Source organism: Mesorhizobium sp. LNHC221B00, from assembly GCF_000502935.1.
Classification (GTDB): domain Bacteria; phylum Pseudomonadota; class Alphaproteobacteria; order Rhizobiales; family Rhizobiaceae; genus Mesorhizobium; species Mesorhizobium opportunistum.
This window is the reverse complement of sequence record NZ_AYWR01000010.1, coordinates 38,064-54,945: the sequence shown is the minus strand read 5'-3', so window position 1 is coordinate 54,945 and position 16,882 is coordinate 38,064. Positions and strand designations below refer to the sequence as shown.

Annotated in this window: 19 protein-coding genes; 4 read left to right on the top strand and 15 right to left on the bottom strand. The window is 63.4% G+C overall.

Annotated elements, in window-relative coordinates; genetic code table 11:
• Positions 1 to 13: 13 nt before the first annotated feature.
• The 4 genes from X741_RS152420 to X741_RS152435 all read right to left on the bottom strand — a co-directional run bounded on the left by X741_RS152420 (position 14) and on the right by X741_RS152435 (position 4,280).
• A complete protein-coding gene (locus X741_RS152420) occupies positions 14 to 985 on the bottom strand; it encodes an ABC transporter substrate-binding protein (protein WP_013894623.1) in 972 nt (323 codons plus the stop codon).
• 40 nt (positions 986 to 1,025) lie between these two features.
• The gene (locus X741_RS152425; RefSeq protein ID WP_023778001.1) at positions 1,026 to 2,180 is read right to left on the bottom strand and encodes an ABC transporter permease; all 1,155 of its coding nucleotides are present in this window, start codon (positions 2,178 to 2,180) and stop codon (positions 1,026 to 1,028) included.
• On the bottom strand, positions 2,177 to 3,055 hold the full coding sequence (locus X741_RS152430; protein WP_023778000.1) for an ABC transporter permease: 879 nt from the start codon (positions 3,053 to 3,055) through the stop codon (positions 2,177 to 2,179). Before X741_RS152430 ends, X741_RS152425 begins: the two co-directional genes overlap by 4 nt.
• 433 nt (positions 3,056 to 3,488) lie before the next feature.
• On the bottom strand, positions 3,489 to 4,280 hold the full coding sequence (locus X741_RS152435) for an ABC transporter ATP-binding protein (RefSeq protein ID WP_023765175.1): 792 nt from the start codon (positions 4,278 to 4,280) through the stop codon (positions 3,489 to 3,491).
• A gap of 130 nt (positions 4,281 to 4,410) precedes the next feature.
• Here X741_RS152435 and X741_RS152440 point away from each other — a divergent pair, with 130 nt between their 5' ends.
• On the top strand, positions 4,411 to 4,815 hold the full coding sequence (locus tag X741_RS152440; protein ID WP_015317160.1) for a cupin domain-containing protein: 405 nt from the start codon (positions 4,411 to 4,413) through the stop codon (positions 4,813 to 4,815).
• A 17-nt stretch (positions 4,816 to 4,832) separates the two neighbouring features.
• On the opposite strand, the gene X741_RS152445 is transcribed toward X741_RS152440, so the two are convergent.
• From X741_RS152445 to X741_RS152470, 6 genes are all read right to left on the bottom strand, one after another.
• On the bottom strand, positions 4,833 to 5,210 hold the full coding sequence (locus X741_RS152445) for a hypothetical protein (protein WP_023777999.1): 378 nt from the start codon (positions 5,208 to 5,210) through the stop codon (positions 4,833 to 4,835).
• Positions 5,211 to 5,233: 23 nt separating this feature from the next.
• The gene (locus X741_RS152450) at positions 5,234 to 5,605 is read right to left on the bottom strand and encodes a hypothetical protein (protein WP_023777998.1); all 372 of its coding nucleotides are present in this window, start codon (positions 5,603 to 5,605) and stop codon (positions 5,234 to 5,236) included.
• Positions 5,606 to 5,607: 2 nt separating this feature from the next.
• Positions 5,608 to 7,059, bottom strand: coding sequence for a dihydropyrimidinase (gene hydA / locus X741_RS152455; RefSeq protein ID WP_023777997.1), 1,452 nt, complete (start codon positions 7,057 to 7,059; stop codon positions 5,608 to 5,610).
• A 65-nt stretch (positions 7,060 to 7,124) separates the two neighbouring features.
• On the bottom strand, positions 7,125 to 8,375 hold the full coding sequence (locus tag X741_RS152460) for a Zn-dependent hydrolase (protein WP_023777996.1): 1,251 nt from the start codon (positions 8,373 to 8,375) through the stop codon (positions 7,125 to 7,127).
• Positions 8,376 to 8,378: 3 nt separating this feature from the next.
• Positions 8,379 to 8,825, bottom strand: coding sequence for an endonuclease domain-containing protein (locus tag X741_RS152465; protein WP_023777995.1), 447 nt, complete (start codon positions 8,823 to 8,825; stop codon positions 8,379 to 8,381).
• 112 nt (positions 8,826 to 8,937) lie between these two features.
• The gene (locus X741_RS152470; protein ID WP_013894612.1) at positions 8,938 to 10,266 is read right to left on the bottom strand and encodes an aspartate aminotransferase family protein; all 1,329 of its coding nucleotides are present in this window, start codon (positions 10,264 to 10,266) and stop codon (positions 8,938 to 8,940) included.
• A gap of 227 nt (positions 10,267 to 10,493) precedes the next feature.
• Here X741_RS152470 and X741_RS152475 point away from each other — a divergent pair, with 227 nt between their 5' ends.
• The gene (locus X741_RS152475; protein WP_013894611.1) at positions 10,494 to 11,129 is read left to right on the top strand and encodes a TetR family transcriptional regulator C-terminal domain-containing protein; all 636 of its coding nucleotides are present in this window, start codon (positions 10,494 to 10,496) and stop codon (positions 11,127 to 11,129) included.
• Positions 11,130 to 11,150: 21 nt separating this feature from the next.
• Here the strand turns inward: X741_RS152475 and X741_RS152480 are convergent, their stop codons facing one another.
• A complete protein-coding gene (locus X741_RS152480) occupies positions 11,151 to 12,023 on the bottom strand; it encodes a helix-turn-helix transcriptional regulator (protein WP_023777994.1) in 873 nt (290 codons plus the stop codon).
• Between the two features lie 118 nt (positions 12,024 to 12,141).
• Here X741_RS152480 and X741_RS152485 point away from each other — a divergent pair, with 118 nt between their 5' ends.
• Both X741_RS152485 and X741_RS152490 read left to right on the top strand, forming a co-directional pair.
• Positions 12,142 to 12,981, top strand: a complete 840-nt coding sequence (locus X741_RS152485; protein ID WP_023777993.1) for an SDR family NAD(P)-dependent oxidoreductase — start codon at positions 12,142 to 12,144, stop codon at positions 12,979 to 12,981.
• Positions 12,978 to 13,700, top strand: a complete 723-nt coding sequence (locus X741_RS152490; RefSeq protein WP_023777992.1) for an SDR family oxidoreductase — start codon at positions 12,978 to 12,980, stop codon at positions 13,698 to 13,700. The genes X741_RS152485 and X741_RS152490 overlap by 4 nt, the downstream gene beginning before the upstream one ends.
• Before the next feature lie 9 nt (positions 13,701 to 13,709).
• On the opposite strand, the gene X741_RS152495 is transcribed toward X741_RS152490, so the two are convergent.
• From X741_RS152495 to preA, 4 genes are all read right to left on the bottom strand, one after another.
• Positions 13,710 to 14,087, bottom strand: coding sequence for a DoxX family protein (locus tag X741_RS152495; RefSeq protein ID WP_023777991.1), 378 nt, complete (start codon positions 14,085 to 14,087; stop codon positions 13,710 to 13,712).
• A 70-nt stretch (positions 14,088 to 14,157) separates the two neighbouring features.
• Positions 14,158 to 14,616, bottom strand: a complete 459-nt coding sequence (locus X741_RS152500) for a carboxymuconolactone decarboxylase family protein (RefSeq protein WP_023777990.1) — start codon at positions 14,614 to 14,616, stop codon at positions 14,158 to 14,160.
• Positions 14,613 to 15,149 (bottom strand): Rrf2 family transcriptional regulator, encoded by a 537-nt coding sequence (locus X741_RS152505; RefSeq protein WP_023765188.1) that lies wholly within the window; start codon positions 15,147 to 15,149, stop codon positions 14,613 to 14,615. The genes X741_RS152500 and X741_RS152505 overlap by 4 nt, the downstream gene beginning before the upstream one ends.
• Before the next feature lie 416 nt (positions 15,150 to 15,565).
• Complete coding sequence (preA, locus tag X741_RS152510) at positions 15,566 to 16,879, bottom strand: NAD-dependent dihydropyrimidine dehydrogenase subunit PreA (RefSeq protein ID WP_023777989.1); 1,314 nt, start codon at positions 16,877 to 16,879, stop codon at positions 15,566 to 15,568.
• Between the last annotated feature and the right edge of the window lie 3 nt (positions 16,880 to 16,882).

The following is a 16,882-nucleotide window of genomic DNA, read 5'->3' as shown; positions in this document are numbered from 1 at the left end:
CGGATCGTGCCGCTTACTTGACCGCCTTGTCGGTGATCGCGGTCGTGTAGGCGCCGGTCGGCTCCTTGGTGATGATCTTCTGATCGAGCAACGCCTTGGCGGTGCGCTCGTAGGTCGCCGGATCGAGCTTGCCGTCGGCGTTGTCGATCAGCTTGGCGACTTCGCTCATCATGCGCTTCTGGTGGTTCTCGTCCTGGCCGCCACCGTCCATGACGATGCCTGCGGCTTCGTCATTGTTGTCGATGGCGTATTTCCAACCCTTCATCGAGGCGCGCACGAAACGCACCATCTTGTCCTCGAAGGCAGGATCCTTGAGCTTGTCTTCCGAGGCATAGAGCCCGTCCTCGAGCAGGTCGTTGCCCATCGCCGAGTAATTGAAGACGGTCAGCTGTTCCGGCTTGTAGCCGGCATCGATCAGCTGCCAGTACTCGTTGTAGGTCATGACCGAGATGCAGTCCGCCTGCTTCTGGATCAGCGGCTGGACGTCGAAGCTCTGCTTGAGAACGGTGACGCCGTCGGGGCCGCCATCGGTCTTGAGGCCGAGCTTGTTCATCCAGGCGTAGAACGGGTATTCGTTGCCGAAGAACCAGACGCCGAGCGTGTGGCCCTTGAAGTCGGCTTCGGTCTTGATCGGACCGTCCTTCGGGCAGACCAGCTCCATGCCGGCCTTCTTGAACGGCTGGGCGATGTTGACCAGCGGCACGCCCTTTTCGCGGGCGGCCAACGCGCCGCCCATCCAGTCGACGATGACGTCGGCGCCGCCGCCGGCGATCACCTGCTCGGGAGCGATGTCGGGACCGCCGGGCTTGATGTCGACGTCGAGACCCTCGGCCTCATAGAAACCCTTGGCCTTGGCGACATAGTAGCCGGCAAACTGGGCCTGCGTGACCCATTTCAGCTGCAACGTCACCTTGTCGGCGGCCATTGCCTGGAACGCGGCGAGCGACATCGCGCCGGCCAGAACAGGAATAATCAGTCTTTTCATTTTTTTACCCTCTGAAGTTAGTGCCCTAAACCCACCGCCCCTATCCACCACGGACAGAGGGATGCCAAAACGTGACGGCTCTTTCGACAAGAGCGACCACGCCATAAAAGACCGAACCCGCAAGTGCTGCAACTGCGATTTCGGCCCAGACCATGTCGATGTTCATCCGCCCGACCTCGGTCGAGATGCGGAAGCCCATGCCGACGACAGGCGTGCCGAAGAACTCGGCGACGATGGCGCCGATCAGCGCCAGCGTCGAGTTGATCTTCAGTGCGTTGAAGATGAAAGGTGCTGCGGCCGGCAGCCTTAACTTGATGAGCGTCGGCCAATAGCCCGACGCATAGGTGCGCATCAGGTCGCGCTCCATATGGCCGGAAGCGGCGAGGCCGGCCACCGTGTTCACCAGCATCGGGAAGAAGGTCATGATGATGACGACAGCCGCCTTGGACTGCCAGTCGAAGCCGAACCACATCACCATGATAGGCGCGACGCCGATGATCGGCAGTGCCGACACCATGTTGCCGATCGGCAGCAGCCCGCGCCGCAGGAACGGCACCCGGTCGGCCAGGATCGCGGTGATGAAGCCGGCGCCGCTGCCGACGACGTAGCCGAAGATTACCGCCTTGAAGATGGTCTGCCGGACATCGGCGCCGAGTGTCGGCAGCGAGCCGGCGATGCGCGCGCCGATGGCGCTCGGCGGCGGCAACAGGATGAAGGGAATGCCGGCGCCACGCGTTACCGCTTCCCAAATGATCAGGATCCAGGCACCGAAGATGGCCGGAATGATCAGGCGGGGCGCGGTGCGGGCCCAATTTGCCATCGGGCGAAGCCCCGACAGCACCGCCACGCAACGCCAGCCAAGCAGCCAGGCCGCCGTGAGCAGCAGAAAGTACGGTGCCAGTGCCGAGCCTTCAAAACCTGCAATGCCTGAGATCAGCAACCAGGCGACGAGATGGGCGCCGGCAAACAGGACGACGGCTTCCGCAAGCGACGGAATCCTGATCATCGAGATCAGCGCCGCCACTATGGCCAAGCCGAGCATCAAGCTCTTCGTTCCGAGGTAGGGATAGTTGATGCTTGCGGTCGGGTCCGCGAGCGCTGCCGCTTCCGGCTTTGACATCGCGCCGAGCGCCACTGCGATCACGCACAGCACGATCGCCAGCACCGCTTGCCAGGATGGCTTCAGCCAGTTCATGCCGGCCTCCCGCCCATGGCGCGGTCGACGAGGCGCCCGGCAATGCCGACCACCATGACCAGAAGTGCCGCCACGATCGAACCGGCAACCAGCGCCGACCAGATGTCGATCGACTGGCTGTAATAGGCGCCGGCGAGCAGCTTGGCGCCGATGCCCGCGACCGCACCGGTCGGCAGTTCGCCGACGATGGCGCCGACCAGGCTTGCCGCCACCGCCACCTTCATCGAGGTGAACAGGAACGGCACCGAGGCCGGCACGCGCAGTTTCCAGAAGGTCTGCGAGGCACTGGCATTGTAGGTGTGCATGAGGTCGAGATGCATGATCTCGGGCGAGCGCAGTCCCTTCACCATGCCCACCGTCACCGGAAAGAAGGACAGATAGGTCGAGATCATCGCCTTCGGGATCAGCCCGGTGATGCCGACCGCCGCCAAAACGACGATGATCATCGGCGCCACCGCCAGGATCGGAATCGTTTGCGAGGCGATGATCCACGGCATCAGGCTGCGGTCGAGCGTCGCCACATGCACGATGCCGACGGCGATGATGATGCCGAGCGCGGTGCCGAAGGTGAAGCCGAGCAGCGTCGAGGAGAGCGTCACCCAGGCATTATAGACGAGGCTGCGGTTCGAATTGATGGGCCGCAGGAAGGTGTTTTCGAAGAAATTCACCGCCACCTGATGCGGCGCCGGCAGCGTCGGCTTCGGCTGCGCCAGCGTCCTGCCGATGAATTCTACGGTGCCGGGGGTTTCGTTGGCACGGCTATCGAGATCGCGCTGGAACGGCGCGTTGAGGATAACGGCGAAGACGTACCAGAGCACGACCACGCCCAAGAGGATGGAGGTGACCGGGATGAGCTTGTCGCGGAAGGTGTCCATCAGGGACATTCCCTTCTTCTCGCCAACGGGAGAGAGCGATGCCACCCATTCTTCGTCATCCTAGGGCGAAGCAAGGAGCGAAGCGACGCGGCGCAGACCCTAGGATCCATGCCGNTGCCACCCATTCTTCGTCATCCTAGGGCGAAGCAAGGAGCGAAGCGACGCGGCGCAGACCCTAGGATCCATGCCGTTACCTGTCCGACCCGCAGCGGCGCGGAATATGGCTCCCTGCGCCTCGCTCTGCGAGGCGGGTATTCTCAGCCGCTTGCACCCTTCGGCCGGCGTCACGGCATGGATCCTAGGGTCTGCGCACGCCGCTTCGCGTCGGCTCCGCCCTAGGATGACGAAGGCGTGGTTGGATTCACCCGACCTCCGCTTCGCTCCGGCCACCCTCTCCCCATGGGGGAGAGGAGGGAACTCATCTCCCGCCCGCTCAATCATCATAGCTGTGCCCTGCCCTCAAGCCATCGCGGACGCGCGCGGCAATTGCCAGGAATTCCGGCGTCTCGCGGATGTCGAGCGGCCGCTCCTTCGGCAGTGTCGATTCGATGATGTCGCTGACACGGCCCGGGCGCGGCGACATGACGACGATCCGTGTCGACAGGTAGACGGCTTCGGGAATGGAGTGGGTAACGAAGCAGATGGTCTTGTTGGTGCGCCCCCACAGCTCCAGCAATTGCTCGTTGAGATGGTCGCGCACGATCTCGTCCAGGGCGCCGAACGGCTCGTCCATCAAAAGCAGGTCGGCGTCGAAGGCCAGCGCGCGGGCGATCGAGGCGCGCTGCTGCATGCCGCCGGACAGCTGCCAGGGATATTTCTTCTCGAAACCCGCGAGGTTGACGAGGTCGAGCGTGCGCTTGATCCGTTCGCCCTGCTCGGCCCTGGACAGCCCCATGATCTCGAGCGGCAGCGCGACGTTGCGCTCGATGGTGCGCCAGGGAAACAGGGCGGCGGCTTGAAAGACATAGCCATAGGCGCGTTTCTCGCGCGCCTGTTCTGCTGTCATGCCGTTGACCGAGATCGTTCCCGAGGTCGGCTTCTCCAGGTCCGCGATGACGCGCAGCAAGGTGGTCTTGCCACAACCCGACGGCCCGATGAAGGAGACGAACTCGCCCTTGCCGATGGTCAGGTCGACGTTGGACAGCGCCTGGACCGGTCCGTCATTGGTCTGGAAAGTGAGGCCAAGTTTGCTTGCCGCGACGACGGCTGGCGAAATCCCTGTCATCGGCCGCGGCCTGCCTGTTCCCGCCACAGGGGCGCCGGCCGGATTCCGATTGCTTTTATCGCGATGTTGTTTTCCACTCGCCCTGTCCCATTGGCCCTGTTTCGCTCAATCGACGCCCGGAGTTTCCCCGATGTCGCCCAAACCCACTTGTCATCTTATCCGCCCTGAAAGCACTTATGAAGGCAAGCAGGGTTTGACCTATTTCGCCGGTATTGCAACGGAGTCGGTAGGCTCCTCCGGCATCTGCATGCATGTGCTCACCATGCCGCCCGGCGCTCGCGCCAAGGCGCATCTGCACGAGAACCATGAAACGGCGATCTACGTGCTCTCCGGCGAGGTCCATACCTGGTACGGCGACAGGCTCGAACATCACATCGTCGTCAAGGCCGGCGATCTCTTCTACATTCCGGCCGGCGTGCCGCATCTTCCGGCCAATCTGAGCAACGCCCCGTCTTCGGCCGTCATCGCCCGCACCGATCCCAATGAACAGGAAAGCGTCGTCCTGCTGCCGGAACTGGATGCGCTGGTCGCCTGACGCTGACGGGAGCGCGGTCATTTGCACCGCGCGACTTCCCCCATCACATTGCCGTCCTCATCGGCGACCGTCAGCTTCTTGGCGTTCTTGGCGCTGCGCTTGATGGTGAATTTGGTCGGCTCCTGCCCTTCTTCGCCTTCCGCCTCACATGTCGCGGTCGCCACGAGCGATCCGTCAGCCAGCGTTTGCGTCTTCGTGAACGTGCAGGCGCTGGCGGCGGTGATCAATTCCTTGGCGGTCAAAAGCAGCATCTGATCGGCGGCGACTTCCTGGCCGTTGCGGTTGATGCAGCCATATTTGTCGCCATAGGGTTTCGACAGGTCGATGCCTGCCGCGAAAGCCTGGCCAGCAGCCAGAACGGCAACCATCGCAACAGACAGACCATAACCACGCATGCTCATTCCCCCATTGCTCAACGTCAAGAACATGATTGCAGCGGCCCCAGTTCTTCCAGGCCGGGAATGGTGACGAAGAAGCCAGCCTCTCCCTTGTTGGTGACCAGGATTGTTTCGACCGTCGTTCCCGCCTCGCCCTCGGCGGAACAGGTCGAATGCAGCGATTGCGTACCGCGCGCCGACGTCAATTGCTGGTCGAACCGGCAACCACTGCCATAGGTCTCGATGCCTTCCGCGGTCAGCAGGATATAGGCATCACTGTCCTGGTAGCCGGCCTTCACGCCGGCGCAGCCGACATCGTTGCCCCAGGAACCACGCAGCAGGCCGGCCGCGCTTGCCGGACCACCGGCAACAGCCGCCAAGACCACCGAGAGCAGCGCGGCCGAACGCGCCAAGCTCAGACCCCCGTCGCCGGGATGCCTGACCGTTCCACCTTGCGCGGCGCGGTGATGTCCTTCCACGTCGACAGCGCCCGGTTGACCGCCGCGTTGGGCTCACGGCCGACGAACTGGCCATGGCCGGGCTTGGCCTTGACCTCGGCCTCCTCGATCGACAGTTCGCCGCGCGAGAACACGAAGCGCGGCAGGCCGGTCACTTCGACGCCCTCGAACACGTTGTAGTCGATGACGGACTGCTGCTTCTTCGAGGAAATCGTCTTCTTCCGCTTCGGATCCCAGACGATGATGTCGGCATCCGCGCCTTCGACGATGGCGCCCTTCTTCGGGTACATGTTGAGTATCTTTGCGATGTTGGTCGAGGTCACCGCGACGAACTCGTTCATTGTCAGCCGCCCGGTGTTGACGCCCTTGGTCCACAGCACCGGCATGCGATCCTCGAGGCCGCCAGTGCCGTTCGGAATCTTGGTGAAATCGCCGACGCCGTTGCGTTTCTGCTTGGTGGTGAAAGCGCAATGGTCGGTCGCGACCACCTGCAGGGAGCCTGCCTGCAGGCCGGCCCACAGCGAATCCTGGTGCAGTTTGTTGCGGAAGGGCGGGCTCATCACGCGGCGCGCCGCATGGTCCCAGTCCTTGTTGAAATACTCGCTCTCGTCCAGCGTCAAATGCTGGATCAGCGGCTCACCGAACACCCGCATGCCCTTCTGGCGCGCCCGGCGGATCGCCTCATGGCTCTGCTCGCAGGAGACATGCACGACATAGAGCGGCACGCCCGCCATATCAGCGATCATGATGGCACGGTTGGTCGCCTCGCCTTCCACTTCCGGTGGACGCGAATAGGCGTGGCCCTCCGGACCGTTATTGCCGGCTGCCAGCAGCTTCTGCGAAAGGGCCGCGACCACGTCGCCATTCTCGGCGTGCACCAGCGGCAGCGCGCCAAGGTCGGCGCAGCGCTGGAACGACGCATACATCTCGTCGTCATCCACCATCAGCGCGCCCTTGTAGGCCATGAAGTGCTTGAACGAGGTGATGCCCTTGTCGACGACGGTTGCCATCTCGTCGAACACCTGCTTGCTCCACCAGGTGACCGCCATGTGGAAGGAGTAGTCGCAGGCAGCCTTGGAGGTCTTGTTGTCCCACATCTGCAGGGCTTCGAGCAGCGATTGCTGCGGCGCCGGCAGGCAGAAATCGACCACCATCGTCGTCCCGCCGGCAAGGGCGGCCCGCGTGCCGGATTCGAAATCGTCGGCCGAATAGGTACCCATGAACGGCATTTCGAGATGGGTGTGTGGATCGATGCCGCCCGGCATGATGTAACAGCCGGTGGCGTCATACTCGTGGTCGCCATGCAGATCCGAGCCGATGGCGACGATCTTGCCGTGGCTGAACAGCACGTCGGCCTTCCATGTGCGGTCGGCGGTGACGACGGTGCCGTTCTTGATGACTTTGGTCATTTTCTTGTTCCCTGGTTCTCTTCGCGCTTCTTTGCGAGCGGCGTTTGGAAGGTAAATCTTTGAATTCACTCCACGATGACAGCCGTCTCCACCACCGCATGGAACAGCACGTCGGCGCCAGCGCTCGCCCATTCCTTGGTGATCTCCTCGGCCTCGTTGTGGCTCAACCCATCCACGCAGGGGCACATCACCATGGCGGTCGGAGCGACGCGGTTGATCCAGCAGGCGTCGTGGCCAGCGCCGGAAACGATGTTGCGGTGCGTGTAGCCAAGCCGTTCGGCGGCATCGCGGATCGCCTTGACGCAGCCGGCATCGAAGGTCACCGGATCGAAATGGCCGACCTGTTCGATCTTGTACTGGATGTCGAGTGCATCGCAGATCGTCTCGATGCCTTCGCGGATACGGCCATCCATGGCGTCGAGCACTTCCTTCTCCGGCGAGCGGATATCGATGGTGAAGACGGTGCGGCCGGCGATGATGTTGCGCGAATTGGGGTAGACCTCCATATGGCCGACCGCGCCGACGGCGTCGGGCTGGTAGTCCATGGCGATCTCGTGCACCAGTTCGATCACCCGGGCCATGCCGAGCCCGGCATTGCGGCGCTTGGGCATCGGCGTCGAGCCGGTATGCGCCTCCTTGCCGGTCAACGTCACCTGCAGCCATTTCAGGCCCTGGCCGTGGGTGACGACGCCGATGTCGATATCTTCGTCCTCGAGAATCGGGCCTTGCTCGATATGCAATTCGAAAAAGGCGTGAATCTTGCGGTCGCCGACCTTCTCCGAACCCTTCCAGCCGATGCGCTCCAGCTCCTCGCCGAACTTCTTGCCGTTCTTGTCGGTGTGCTCGTAGACATCGGCCTGGTCGAGCACGCCGGCGAACACGCCGGATGCCATCATCGCCGGCGCGAAGCGCGCGCCTTCCTCGTTGGTCCAGTTGGTGACGACGATCGGATGTTTGGTCTTGATGCCGAGATCGTTGAGCGAGCGCACCACTTCCAGCCCGCCGAGCACGCCGAGCACGCCATCATACTTGCCACCGGTCGGCTGCGTGTCGAGATGGCTGCCGACATAGACCGGTGGCAGGCTGGGGTCCGTGCCTTCGCGGCGGGCAAACATCGTGCCCATCTCGTCGACGCCCATTTCGAGCCCGGCCGCATCGCACCAGCGCTTGAACAGGTGCCGGCCCTCGCCGTCCTCGTCGGTCACGGTCTGGCGATTGTTGCCACCGGCAATGCCGGGACCGATCTTCGCCATCTCCATGATCGAATCCCACAAACGATCTGAATTGATTCGCAGATTCTCGCCGGGTGCGGCCATGCTCTAAAACCCTATCGATTGCGGGGCGCCAACGTCCCCCTCCCCCTCGAGGGGAGGGTGGCCGCGAAGCGGTCGGGTGGGGTCGCCTGACATAGACTCGACCTTCCCCTTGACCACCTGCGCGACATGCCACGCGCTATTTATGACATCGGGCTCGTCAACACGAAAGACATCAAAGCCGAGCGAACGCAGATACGCATCACGAGCGGCATCGTGGCGTTTGCCCTTCTCATGCTCGTGCATATCACCGTCGACCTCCACGATCAGCTTTACCCCGAGGCAAGCAAAGTCGACGATATAGGGGCCGATCGGGCACTGGCGGCGAAACTTGATGCCAGCCGCTTTCAGCTCGCGCAGCTCGTACCACAACAGCGATTCGCCCTTGGTCGCGTGAACTCGAAGCGCACGCGCTTTCTGGCGCATTTCGAAGCTCACGCGGGTACGGGGCATCAGAGGCAGCCTCGCGGCAAAAGATCAGGTCGGCGCCCGGTCGCACGGACCCCACCCGACCGCTTCGCGGCCACCCTCCCCTCGAGGGGGAGGGATATCCGCGCCCAAATCTTCAATCTATCGACCTCAGCACTTCGCGCACATGGTCGATCAATTCGTTGATCTGGCCCTTGGTGATGATCAGCGGCGGCGACAGCGCGATGATGTCGCCGGTGGTGCGGATCAGCGCGCCGCGTTCGAACGCCTTGACGAAGGCCGAGAAGGCCCGCTTGGTCGGGCTGCCGGCGATGGGCGCCAGTTCGATCGCGCCGATCAGGCCGATATTCCTGATGTCGATGACGTGCGGCTCGCCCTTCAGCGAATGCAGCGCGTCTTCCCAATAGGGTGCCAGTTCCTCGCCACGGGTCAGCAGCCCCTCTTCCTTGTAGGTGTCGAGCGTGCCGAGTGCGGCGGCGCAGGCGACCGGATTGCCCGAATAGGTGTAGCCGTGGAAGAACTCGATCATGTGCTCCGGGCCGGTCATGAAGGCGTCGTGGATTTCCTTCTTCACGAACACCGCGCCCATCGGGATGACGCCGTTGGAGACGCCCTTGGCAGTGGTCATGATGTCGGGCGTGACGCCGAAATAATCGGCGGCGAACGGCGCGCCGAGACGGCCGAAACCGGTGATGACCTCGTCGAAGATCAACAGGATGCCGTGCTTGGTGCAGATTTCGCGAAGCTTCTCGAGGTAGCCCTTGGGCGGCAGGATGACGCCGGTGGAACCGGCGACCGGCTCGACGATGACGGCGGCGATGGTCGAAGCGTCATGCAGCGTAACGATGCGCTCCAGTTCGTTGGCGAGCTCCGCGCCATATTCCGGCACGCCCTTCGAGAAGGCGTTCTTCTCCGGCAAATGGGTGTGCGGCATGTGGTCGACGCCGCCGAGCAGCGTGCCGAACATCTTGCGGTTGGTGACGATGCCGCCGACCGAGATGCCGCCGAAATTGACGCCGTGATAGCCGCGCTCGCGGCCGATCAGGCGGGTGCGCGAGCCCTCGCCCTTCACCCGGTGATAGGCGATCGCCATCTTCAGCGCGGTCTCGACCGATTCCGAACCGGAATTGGTGAAGAACACATGGTCCATGCCCTTGGGCGCGATGTCGACGAGCCGGTTGGCCAGTTCGAACACGATGGGGTGGCCCATCTGGAAGGCCGGCGCGTAATCGAGCTCGGCGGCCTGATGCTGGATCGCCTCTGTGATCTTCGGCCGGCAGTGGCCGGCATTGACGCACCACAGGCCCGCGGTGCCGTCCAGCACCTTGCGGCCATCGCTGGTCGTGTAGTGCATGTCCTTGGCGGACACGAACATGCGTGGCGCCTGCTTGAACTGCCGGTTTGCCGTGAACGGCATCCAGAATGCGCTGAGATCGTTCGGCGTGACTTTCAGCCGGTTGGACATGACCAAGACTTCCCCTTGTAATCTGTTTCGGTGCGTCCAACGCTTGGTCTTTGCCGCGCTTTCGTGCTACGCAAATTTTTGACCGATTGGACAAACGTTAGCACCGCCCTGTCGGCGGTCAAGGGATTACTAGCGGAAATGCGGCTCCTGAAGTGCGTTCCACAGCCTGGGGAAAAACTGGTCCAGAGAATTGGTCCAGATGATCCTGAACACGAGGTGTTGCAACGGTGAACACCGGCACGGAAGCCCCTCGCCGCACCCGCATACAGCAGGAAAAGCGCGAACTGATCCTCGAGGCAGCCCTCGAGGTATTCTCCACCAACGGTTTCCGTGGCTCGACCATCGACCAGATCGCCGAAGCCGCGGGCATGTCGAAGCCCAACCTGCTCTATTATTTCCGCCGCAAGGAAGACATTCACGAGACGTTGATGCAGCGCCTGCTCGACACATGGCTGGCGCCGCTCAGGGAACTCGACGACATCGGCGATCCGATGACGGAACTCAGGAGCTACATCAGGCGCAAGCTGGAGATGGCGCGCGATTTTCCGCGCGAGAGCCGGCTGTTCGCCAACGAAATCCTGCAAGGCGCGCCGCGCATCATGCCGCTGCTGGCCGGCGAGCTGAAGACGCTGGTCGACGAGAAGGCCGCCGTCATCAAGGGCTGGATGCGCGCCGGCAAGATCGCCAGGACCGATCCCTGGCACCTGATCTTCTCGATCTGGGCAACCACGCAGCATTACGCCGATTTCGACGTCCAGGTCCGCGCCGTGCTCGGCCCGAACCGTGGCGGCGACGGCCGCTTCGAGGATGCGGCGCGTTTCCTGGAGCAGTTGTTTCTCGAAGGACTGAAGCCGAAGGGCTGATTTCGGCCTTGCCACGATCGCTCAGGCGCTGCGCCGCTTGGCCGGCAGCGCGTCCAGCAAAGCCTGCAGCTTGGCGATCGAGTTCTGCTCGGCGAGCGGCGTGTAAACGACCAGCCGCATGTCGGAACCATCGTCGATCGACAGGCTCATATGCTCGAAGGCCATCGCGCCGGCCGTGGGGTGCCGGACGTGCTTCAGGCCAGCCAGCCTTCGGGCCACGTCCCGCCGGGGCCACCAGTCGCGGAACTCCGGGCTCGATCGCATCATCAGCGCGATCAGCCGGTCGAAGTCCGGGTCGCCGACATATTTGGCGCTTTCGGCGCGAAACGATGCGAGCACCACGCGGGCAAGCTCCTCCCAGTCGACCAGCAAGCGGCGGTGGTGCGGATTTGTGAAGACCATATGGACGATGTTGCGGGCATCTCCCTCAAGCAGGCCATAATCGCCGAACACCGCGACGGCCGCCGGGTTCCAGGCAAGCACATCCCAGCGCCGGCCGACGACATAGGCGGGTTGCAGGACAAGGCTCTGCAGCATGTGCAGCAAGGCGCCATCGACCTTTTCCGGTGCGGCCACGCGGCGCTCCGGCTGTTGGCGGCCGGCAAGGATGAACAGATGGCGCTTCTCGATGGCGTCGAGGCGCAACGCCTCGCTCAGCGCGGTCAGCACCTCCACCGATGGGCGCACGTCCCTGCCCTGTTCCAGCCAGGTGTACCAGGTCGTGCCGACGCCGGCGATCATCGCCACCTCCTCGCGACGCAGGCCCGGCGTGCGACGCCTGAGGCCCGTGGCGATGCCCGTTGCGGACGGCGTCAGCCTTTCTCGGCGCGAGCGCAGGAAGGCGCCAAGCTCGCGCCGGCGGCTGTCTTCAGCGGAATGTGAGGGAGCATCCATGCGTCTATTATAGCAGTACCGATACCAGGATAAAGTTTGAACTGTTTGAGATCGGCCCGATGTCCCATCTTGCGGCGGGAGCAGCAGACAGGAGGCCCCAAACATGGACCTGCCAAACATGGATCTGAAAGACAAGACTATCCTCATCTCCGGCTCGACCGACGGCGTTGGCCGCGTCGTCGCGCAAAAGCTGGGCGGGGCCGGCGCCCGCATCCTGGTACACAGCCGCGATGCTGCGCGCGGCAAGGCAACGGTCGCCGACATCGAAGCCGCCGGCGGCAAGGCCGAGTTCTTCGCCGCCGACCTCGCCTCCCTGGCGCAGGTTCGCCGCCTAGCCGAGGCCGTGCGTGCCCGAACAGACCGGCTCGACGTCCTCATCAACAAGGCCGGCGTCGGTACGGCCGGCGCCAAACGGCAGATCAGCGGCGACGGCCATGAACTGCGTTTCGCGGTCAATTATCTCGCCGGCTTCCTGCTGACCTCGGAGCTTCTGCCACTACTGAAGGCGAGTGCTCCAGCGCGCATCGTCAATGTCGCCTCCGCCGGCCAACAGGCGATCGACTTCGGCGATGTCATGCTGACCCACGGCTATAGCGGCGTGCGCGCCTACTGCCAGAGCAAGCTGGCGCAGATCCTGTTCACCGTCGATCTGGCCGAGCAGCTGAAAGGCACCGGGGTCACCGTCAACGCGCTGCATCCGGCGAGCTACATGAACACCACCATGGTCCGGCAGGCCGGGGTCACGCCATGGAGCTCGGTCGAGACCGGTGCCGACGCCATCGTCAATCTCGCCACGTCGCCAGCACTCGAAGGCCGCAGCGGCCTCTATTTCGATGGCCTGCGAGAAGCGCGCGCCGACGCCCAGGCCTACGACGCCGGAGCACGACAACAATTGCGAAGTCTGAGCCTCGACCTTGTCGGCCAGGCTTCCACAAAATCGAAGGAACAGCATTCATGACCGACGGAACTGAACACACAGTCATCATCGGCGGTTCGTCCGGCATCGGCCTGGCGACGGCGCGAAAACTGCTAGGCCCGGGCATGAAGGTGACCATCACCGGGCGCAACCAGGATAAGCTCAACGGCGCCTGGAAGAGCCTTGGCGGTGCTGCTGACAAGGCAGCATTCGATGCTTCAAAGCCGGACGAGGTCCGCCAGTTCTTCGAGCGCCTCGGTCCGTTCGACCACCTTGTTCTGGCGGCCAGCGGTGGCAAGGGCCTAGGCCCGTTCCACACCCTCGATCTCGCCGATATCGGCAGCGGCGTCGAGGAGAAGGTGCGGCCGCAACTGTCCTGCCTGCAGGCGGCATTGCCGACACTCAACAAATTCGGATCGGTGACCTTCATATCGGCGGTATCAGCTCAGACCACCATGCCCGGCGTTGCCGGCATCGGTGCCGTCAACGGCATGTTGCTGACCGTGACACCGATCCTGGCCGTCGAGCTAAAGCCGCTGCGCGTCAATGTCGTCGCTCCCGGCGTCATCGACACGCCCTGGTGGGATTTTCTGCCGGACGAGCAGCGGCAGGCGGTCTTTGCTGAATATGCCGGCAAGACGCCGGTCGGCAGGATCGGCCGCGCCGACGACGTCGCTTCGGCGATAGCCTTCCTCGTCTCCAACGGCTTCATGACCGGCCAGGTGCTGACTTGCGACGGCGGGCTGCGGTTCGCGGCCTAGCTTCGGCCTTCAGAGCGACTGCGCGATCAGCGCCAGGAAACCGCCGCCCAGCGCGACATTGCCGACGAAGCCGTTGATGCGCGCCGCGCGGTCCGGACCCTGGTGATCCCAGAAATTGTGGAACATCGGCGTGGCGGCGACCAGGAACAGCAAGAGCACCGCGCAGGCAAGCGCGGTCCACAGACCCGCCATCACCAGCGCGCCGGCGATGATCTGCAGGACGATGCCGGCCCACAGCGCCAACCGCGCCCGCGGCACACCGCGCGCGGCCATGAGCCCTGTGAGGAAGGCCGCGTTCTGGATGTTGCGCAGGCCGGCGAGGACAAAAGCGCCGCCGAGCAACAGGCGGCCGAGGAACAACAAGGTCGAAGGCAAATCGATCGGCATCAGACTCTCCCCTTTGAAAACAGTTGGAGCGCCGCCCTCTCGGACGGCGCTCCATTGCTAAACCGGACGGTCAGGCTGCTTTGGCAGCCGGCATCGGATGAATGGCATGGAACGGGATGCAAAGCCGGTTCCAGGTGTTGATCATGCCGATCGCAACCGACAGCTTGACCAGTTCCTCTTCCGAGAAATGCTCGAGCGTGCTCGCATAGAGTTCGTCCGAAACGCCATTGTTGGAGATCAGGGTCGTTGCCTCGGTCCAGGCCAAGGCGGCGCGTTCGCGCTCGGAAAACAGCGGCGATTCCTTCCAGGCCGAAACCAGATAGAGCCGTTGCTCGGTTTCGCCGTCGCGCCGCGCCTCGCGGCTGTGCATCTCGACGCAATAGGAGCAACCGTTGATCTGCGAGGCCCTGAGCTTGATCAGGTGCAGCAGGCTCACCTCGAGTCCACATTCGTCGACCGCCTTGTTGAGCGCCGACACCGCCTTCATGATCTCGGGCGCCTTGGCGAAAAATTGCAGCCTCTGTTTCATTGTCTTGTCCTTTCACGTGGTTGGGAATTGGGATCGGATTTCTGCGGCCGCTGGTGGCGCTCGACGAAGGCGCAACTCGCGGCGAGCGATCTCGGATCGCCTTCCGCCTGGTAAGTGGCCACGATGTCGGACAGCCTCGTTTCGGCGAGTGCTGCTCGATAGGCGCGCTCGGCCTTCAGCATCGCGGCGTTGATGCCGCAGGGCTTGACGTAGGCCGAGGCATCGAGCTTGACCGGGCCGTTGCGGCGGATCTCGCCACACCGAAACGCCGGCTCGCGTCCTTCGATGGCCAGCACGATGTCGAGCAGCGTGATGCGCTCGGCCGGCCGCGCCAGCCGGTAACCGCCCGCCGGGCCCGGCACCGATTCCAGGATATGCGCCGCGCTCAGCATGTTGAGATGTTTCAGGAGATAGCTCGGCGACAGCCCGAAGGACTCTGCGAGCGCTGCGCCCGGCATGGTGCTGTTGCCCTCGACGCTGGCCAGCGTGGCCGCGCAGTGGATGGCCGCTTCAACGCCCTCGCCCAGCTTCATGGGATTGATCTCCTATTCATGGATATACATTATCGTGGATATTTTTTATCTGCAATAGGAAAATGGAGAGTCCTCTGCTTTCGAAACGAGAATACGCTGGTGATTGGCGAAAGCGGCGATGACAGCCTCTTTCTCCCCGTCACTATACGGGGAGAAATGCCCGGCAGGGCAATGAGGGGCAGCGCCGACTTTGCAATCGAATTTTTGAGCCCTTACAAAATCGACCCGCGCGAACCCAGGGCGATTGCGCCAGACGTCAGTGACGCAGGAGATTTGCGAAGTTGCGGGGGCGACTGGTGGGCAGGTCATCCCAAAGGTCGCGCCGCCCCTCATCCGCCTGCCGGCACCTTCTCCCCGTATAGTGACGGGGAGCAGGGAAGCTGCTGCGCCCTCGGCGCTCTTCTCGCGACGAAACCCTACTCCGCCGCCACCTTGGCCATCGGATTGTTCGGGTGCGTGGTCCAGTTGGCGTAGATCGGCGACACCGGCCTGCCGGTACGCTGGTCCAGAGCGCCGGCGGCCAGCGGCTCCATGGTGATGCAATTGTCGACCGGGCAGACATTGACGCACAGATTGCAGCCGACGCATTCGGCCTCGATCACTTCAAAGTGCCTGACGCCGTCGACCAGACTGGTGATCGCCTGGTGCGAGGTGTCCTCGCAGGCGATGTGGCAGCGGCCGCATTTGATGCAGGCGTCCTGGTCGATACGCGCCTTGGCGACATAGTTGAGGTTGAGATACTGCCAGTCGGTGACGTTGGGCGTGGCGCGGCCGATAATATCGTCGAGCGTGGCATGGCCCTTCTCGTCCATCCAGTTTTCGAGACCGGCGATCATCTCCTGCACGATCTTGAAGCCATAGGTCATCGCCGCCGTGCAGACCTGCACATTACCGGCGCCGAGCGCCATGAACTCGGCCGCATCGCGCCAGGTGGTGATGCCGCCAATGCCGGAGATCGGCAGGCCGCGGGTTTCGGAATCGCGTGCGATCTCGGCCACCATGTTCATGGCGATCGGCTTCACCGCCGGACCGCAATAGCCGCCATGCGAACCCTTGCCGTCGATGGTCGGTTGCGGCGCGAAACTGTCGAGATCGACACCGGTGATCGAATTGATGGTGTTGATCAGCGACACCGCGTCGGTGCCGCCGGCAAGCGCGGCCCTCGCCGGCTTGCGCACATCGGTGATGTTGGGCGTCAGCTTGGTGATGACCGGCATGCGCGTGTTCTGCTTGCACCAGCGCACCACCATTTCGATATATTCCGGCACCTGGCCGACGGCCGCGCCCATGCCGCGTTCCGACATGCCGTGCGGACAGCCGAAATTGAGCTCGATGCCGTCGGCTTCCGTCTCCTCGACCACCGGCAGGATCGCCTTCCAGCTCTCCTCGACGCAGGGCACCATCAGCGAGACGACGATGGCGCGGTCGGGCCAGTCCTTCTTGACCTGCTTGATCTCGCGCAGATTGACCTGCAGGTCGCGGTCGGTGATCAACTCGATGTTGTTGAGGCCGAGCAGGCGGCGGTCGGCACCCCAGATCGCGCCATAGCGCGGGCCGTTGACGTTGACGACAGGCGGCCCTTCCTCGCCCAGCGTCTTCCACACCACGCCGCCCCAGCCGGCCTTGAAGGCGCGGATGACATTGTAGGCCTTGTCGGTCGGCGGCGCCGAGGCCAGCCAGAACGGATTGGGCGATTTGATGCCGACGAAATTGTTGCGGATGTCAGCCATGAC